The sequence below is a fragment of the Streptomyces sp. 7N604 genome, from assembly GCF_052245475.1.
Lineage (GTDB): Bacteria > Actinomycetota > Actinomycetes > Streptomycetales > Streptomycetaceae > Streptomyces.
Genome location: NZ_JBQQBX010000078.1, coordinates 1 through 5,633, shown reverse-complemented (window position 1 = coordinate 5,633; position 5,633 = coordinate 1). Strand labels below are relative to the sequence as shown.

3 protein-coding genes and 1 pseudogene are annotated in these 5,633 nt (G+C 70.4%); all 4 read left to right on the top strand.

Going from position 1 to position 5,633, the window contains the following annotated elements:
- Window positions 1–402: 402 nt before the first annotated feature.
- Window positions 403–1,953 (top strand): annotated as a pseudogene (locus tag ACTWP8_RS38000) (ABC transporter ATP-binding protein); the annotation flags it as partial.
- A 440-nt stretch (window positions 1,954–2,393) separates the two neighbouring features.
- Window positions 2,394–3,527 carry a glycoside hydrolase family 5 protein gene (locus ACTWP8_RS37995; protein WP_443326614.1) on the top strand — a complete coding sequence of 378 codons (1,134 nt, stop codon included), beginning with the start codon at window positions 2,394–2,396 and terminating at the stop codon, window positions 3,525–3,527.
- A gap of 104 nt (window positions 3,528–3,631) precedes the next feature.
- Window positions 3,632–4,018, top strand: coding sequence for a hypothetical protein (locus ACTWP8_RS37990; RefSeq protein WP_443326613.1), 387 nt, complete (start codon window positions 3,632–3,634; stop codon window positions 4,016–4,018).
- 118 nt (window positions 4,019–4,136) lie between these two features.
- Window positions 4,137–5,591, top strand: coding sequence for a S28 family serine protease (locus ACTWP8_RS37985; RefSeq protein ID WP_443326612.1), 1,455 nt, complete (start codon window positions 4,137–4,139; stop codon window positions 5,589–5,591).
- Window positions 5,592–5,633 lie beyond the last annotated feature (42 nt).

The window sequence follows — 5,633 nt, the reverse complement described above, 5'->3', positions numbered from 1 at the left end:
GGCGAGGGCCGCCGCTGGGCATCGGCCCTCGCCCGGAGTCTCCGTGGCGAGGCGGCGGCTACCGGGTCCGGGCTCGGCGGCGTCGACTGGCGGGGTGATTGGCGCGGTGGTGACCGGGTCCTCGCGGCCGAGCGCCGCGTGTCCGAGGCCGATCTGCGAGCCGAGTGCGACCTCGAGGTCGAGGCCGAGATCGACTACGAGCCGGTCAACGCGAAGCGGCGCGTCGTGGGCGGCGTGACGCCCGAGCTGTGGGGCCGGGACCCGTCCGGGCAGAGGCCGCGTACCGGTTCCACGGCGACGAGGGCGGCGGACGCGACCGGCCTGGGGCCCTCAGGCGGCACGGCGGCCGGGCTCCGCCCCGGCGGACCCCCGGTCGCGCACGCCGGGCCCGCCGCGGGCGGAATGGCCGGGGCGCTCGCCGGGATGCCCGCGACGCCCGAGCTGCTCGCGCAAGTGGCGGCGCTGCCGCCCGCCACCGACACCCCGGACGTGGACGAGGCCCGGGCCGCGCGGCCCGAGAAGGCGTACGGACTGCGGCAGTTGCTGCGCGGATTCGGTGCGCCCCTGCTGGTCAGCCTGCTGCTCGTCGCCGTCGACGCCATCGCGGGCCTGCTGCTGCCCATCCTCATCAGAAACGGCATCGACGACGGCGTCCAGAAACTCGCCCTCGGCGCGGTCTGGACCGCCTCCGGGCTCGCGCTGATCGTCGTCCTCGCCCAATGGGCCGCGCAGTTCGGCGAGACCCGGATGACAGGACGGACCGGCGAGCGCGTCCTCTACAACCTCCGTATCAAGATCTTCGCCCAGCTCCAGCGCCTCGGACTCGACTACTACGAGCGGGAGCTGACGGGCCGGATCATGACCCGGATGACGACGGACGTGGATGCGCTGTCGACCTTCCTCCAGACCGGGCTCGTCACCGCCGTCGTCTCCCTCCTCACCTTCTTCGGCATCCTCGTCGCACTGCTCGCCCTGGACGCGGCCCTGGCGCTGGTGGTCTTCGCGACCCTGCCGGTCCTCGTCATCGGGACCTTCTTCTTCCGCCGCAAGAGCGTCAAGGCGTACGAGCTCGCGCGCGAGCGTGTGAGCGTGGTCAACGCCGACCTGCAGGAGAGCGTCGCCGGGCTGCGCATCCTGCAGGCGTTCCAGCGCGAGCGCAGCGGCGCGGCGCGGTTCGCGGAGCTGAGCGACGGCTATCGGCAGGCGCGGGTGCGCGGCCAGTTCCTGATCTCGGTCTACTTCCCGTTCGTCCAGCTGCTGTCGTCCGTCGCGGCCGCGCTGGTGCTGATCGTGGGCGCGGGCCGGGTCTCCGAGGGGACGCTGACGGCGGGCGCGCTCGTCGCGTACCTGCTCTACATCGACCTGTTCTTCGCGCCCGTGCAGCAGCTGTCCCAGGTCTTCGACGGCTACCAGCAGGCGACCGTCTCGCTCGGCCGCATCCAGGAGCTGCTGCGCGAGCCGACCACGACGGCAGCCGCGGAGACGCCGCGCGAGGTGCGGACACTGCGCGGCGAGGTCGCCTTCGAGGACGTGCACTTCCGCTACGGCGACGACGAAGAGGCGCTGTCCGGGATCGACTTGCACATCCCGGCCGGACAGCGGGTCGCCTTCGTCGGCGAGACGGGCGCGGGCAAGTCGACCCTCGTCAAGCTCGTGGCCCGCTTCTACGACCCGGTCTCCGGGGCCGTACGGGTCGACGGCACAGACCTTCGCGAGCTGGACCTCACCAGCTACCGGCACCGGCTCGGCGTGGTCCCCCAGGAGGCTTACCTCTTCCCCGGCACGGTGCGTGACGCCATCGCGTACGGCCGTCCCGACGCGACCGACGCCGAGGTGGAGGCGGCGGCGCGGGCGGTCGGCGCGCACGCGATGGTGGCCTCGCTGGACGGCGGCTACCTTCACGAGGTCGCCGAGCGGGGCCGCAATCTGTCCGCGGGCCAGCGGCAGTTGATCGCCCTGGCGCGCGCGGAGCTCGTCGACCCCGACATCCTGCTCCTCGACGAGGCCACGGCGGCCCTGGACCTGGCGACGGAGGGCCTGGTCAACCAGGCCACGGACCGACTGGCGGGGCGGCGTACCGCCCACCCGTCGCCCGACCACCGCCCCTCATCGAGCGCTTACGCGCGCACCACTTTGGTGGTCGCCCACCGCCTGACGACGGCGGCGCGCGCGGACCGGGTGGTGGTCCTGGACCGCGGCCGCGTCGTCGAGGACGGCACCCACGCGGAACTCCTCGCCGCGGACGGCCAGTACGCCCAGCTCTGGCGCACGTTCGTCGGGGAGCCGGAGACCGCGCCCGCCTGACAGCTCCGCAAGTCTTGACGGGACACGGTCAGCGCTGCTCTCATCCTTCCTGACAGTTGGGAAACTTTCCTAACAGTTAGGAGAGTCACGTGCGAACCACCCCCACACCCGCACCCAGACGCTCACGCATCAGGTGGGCCCTGACCGGTCTCGCCGCCGCCCTGGCCCTCGGGCTCGGCGCCGGACCCCTGGGCGCGGCGGCGGCCTCACCGGCACCCGCGCCCGCCCGCGATGCAGCCGAGCCCGCCCGCGCAGCCGCACCCGCCGCCGGCACCCCGGTCGGCATCAACGGCAAGGTCAGGGTCTGCGGCACCAAGCTCTGCAACCAGCACGGCAAGCCGATCCAGCTCCGCGGCATGAGCACCCACGGCACGCAGTGGTACAGCCAGTGCATCAAGGACGGTTCACTCGAGGCCCTCGCCACGGACTGGAACGGCGACATCCTGCGCGTCTCCACATACGTCCAGGAGGGCGGCTACGAGACCGACCCGAAGAGGTTCACCGATCTCGCGAGCCGGATCGTCGACCAGGCGACCGCCCGCGGCCTGTACGTGATCGTGGACTGGCACATGCTCGACCCCGGCGACCCGCACGCCAACCTCTCCCGGGCCAAGACCTTCTTCACCGAGATGACGAAGCGTCACGGCAGCAAGGGCAACGTCCTCTACGAGATCGCCAACGAGCCCAGCGGCGTCAGCTGGTCGCGCATCAAGAGCTACGCCGAGCAGATCATCCCGGTGATCCGCGCCAAGGCCCCCGGCGGCGTGGTCCTCGTCGGCACGCGCGCGTGGTCCTCGCTCGGCGTCTCGGAGGACGGCGACGAGAAGGAGGTCGTGAACAACCAGGTGAGCGCCTCCAACATCATGTACACGTTCCACTTCTACGCCGCCTCGCACCGGAACGAGTACCTCCAGACGCTGTCCCGCGCGGCGGACCGGATCCCCATGTTCGTCACCGAGTTCGGCACCCAGAACTACGCCGGCGAGGGCGCGAACGACTTCGCCATGTCGCAGAAGTACCTCGACCTGATGGCCCGGAAGAAGATCGGCTGGACCAACTGGAACTTCTCCGACGACCACCGCTCCGGCGCCGTCTTCAAGGAAGGCGTCTGCAGCGGCAGCACGTGGACCGGCACCTCGGTGCTCAAGCAGGCGGGCGTCTGGATCCGCGAACGCATCCGCACGCCCGACGACTTCCCGACGGGCCGGCCCCGGACACCCTGAAACCACCGGCACCCCGGGAACCATCCGCCCCACCGCGCGCGTGTAGCTTGTCAATCGCCCTTATGTACGAGGGACGGGCACTCGACCCCCTGAGGGAGGCACACGTGCGCGGTGGTGTGGCACGCCGACGGATAGCGATCGGGACGGCTGCCGTCCTGGCCTTCGGAGCGGCCGGTATCGCCGGCGCCGGAACGGCCGAGGCCGCCGCTCTCTGCCCCGGGCGGAAGATGAGAACGCTTGACTTCGCCACCGGCAAGGTGCACGTCTACAAGAGCAACCGGATCAAGTGCGCCGTCACGTTCACCAAGTCCCCTGGAAAACGGCAGAAGATGAGCGTCAGCATCCAGGCGCGCGGCAGCCGGCCCCGCTCGGACAGCGGCTACTACACCCGCCGCGCGGGCCCGGTCCGGGTGACCGCGGGAGGCCGGTGCGTGTACGTACGAGGGTCCGTCGGCAGCCGCTCGGTCAGCTCCGGCTGGATTCTCTGCTGACACGCGGCCCCCAACCGGCCGCCCGCGCGAATCGAACGCATTCGCCCAACAGGTATGGCGGTGGCGGGAGTTGCGCCGGTAGGTTCGCGGCGACCATTGCGAACCCAGGGGAGAACGCATGCGCAAGGCGCTCAGATGGCTGCTGGCGCTCATGGTGCTCATAGGCACCGCGGGAGCCGGTGGGGGTACCGCCCATGCCGAAGGCTATGGGGGAGCCCAGGCAGGCGCGGCCACCGCCGCGGAGCCGGGCACCAAGGACATCAAGGACCGGATCCTCGCGATACCCGGTATGAGCCTCATCGAGGAGAAACCGGTCGACGGATACCGGTACTTCGTCCTCAACTACACCCAGCCGATCGACCACCGGCACCCGTCCAAGGGCACCTTCAAGCAGCGCCTCACCCTGCTGCACAAGGCGACCGACCGCCCGACGGTCTTCTACACCTCCGGCTACAACGTCTCCACGACCCCCAGCCGCAGCGAGCCGACCCGGATCACCGACGGCAACCAGGTCTCGTTGGAGTACCGCTTCTTCACCCCCTCCCGGCCCGACCCGGCCGACTGGTCCAAGCTCGACATCTGGCAGGCCGCCAGCGACCAGCACCGCATCTTCAAGGCCCTGAAGCGGATCTACGGGAAGAACTGGCTGGCCACGGGCGGCAGCAAGGGCGGCATGACCGCGACCTACTTCCGCCGCTTCTACCCGCACGACATGGACGGCACGGTCGCGTACGTCGCCCCGAACGACGTCGACAACCGCGAGGACTCCGCGTACGACACGTTCTTCGAGGGCGTCTCCACCAAGGAGTGCCGGGACGACCTCAACGCCGTCCAGCGCGAAGCGCTCGTCCGCCGCGACGGGATGACCGAGCGCTACGCGAAGTGGGCCAAGGACAACGGCGCCACCTTCAACACCGTCGGCAGCCTCGACAAGGCCTACGAGTCCGTCGTCCTCGACTTCGTGTGGGCCTTCTGGCAGTACAGCTCGGAGAAGGACTGCGCCGACGTCCCGAAACCGACCGCCTCGACCGAGGATCTCTACAACTACGTGGACACGATCTCCGGCTTCTCCTTCTACACCGACCAGGGCCTGGAGCCGTACACGCCGTACTACTACCAGGCCGGTACGGAACTGGGCGCGCCGACGCTGCAGTACGCGCACCTGAAGGGGCTGCTGCGCTACCCCGGCTACTTCACGCCGCGTGCGTACGTTCCCCGCGACATCCCGATGAAGTGGAAGAACGGCGTCATGCGCGACGTCGACCGCTGGGTCCGGCACCGCAGCGAGCGGATGCTGTTCGTCTACGGCCAGAACGACCCGTGGGGCGCTGAGCCGTTCAAGGTCGGCAAGGGCGCCGAGGACTCGTACGTCTTCACCGCGCCCGGCGCCAACCACGGCGCGAACATCGCGGGTCTGAAGGAGGACCAGAAGGCCAAGGCGACCGCCGAGGTGCTGGAGTGGGCGGGGGTCGCACCGGCCGCCGTCCAGAAGGGCGAGGCCACGCCGAAGCCGCTGGCAAAGGCCGACAGCAGCCTCGACAAGCAGGAGAACCGTCGCGAGCTGCGGCCGTAACAACCCCGTTGCCTGGGTGCGCCCGCCACCGCCCGCGGAGGG

Excerpts from the sequence above, each read along its gene's own strand:
- ACTWP8_RS37985 (WP_443326612.1), top strand. The coding sequence starts at position 4,137 with ATGCGCAAGGCGCTCAGATGGCTGCTGGCGCTCATGGTGCTCATAGGC.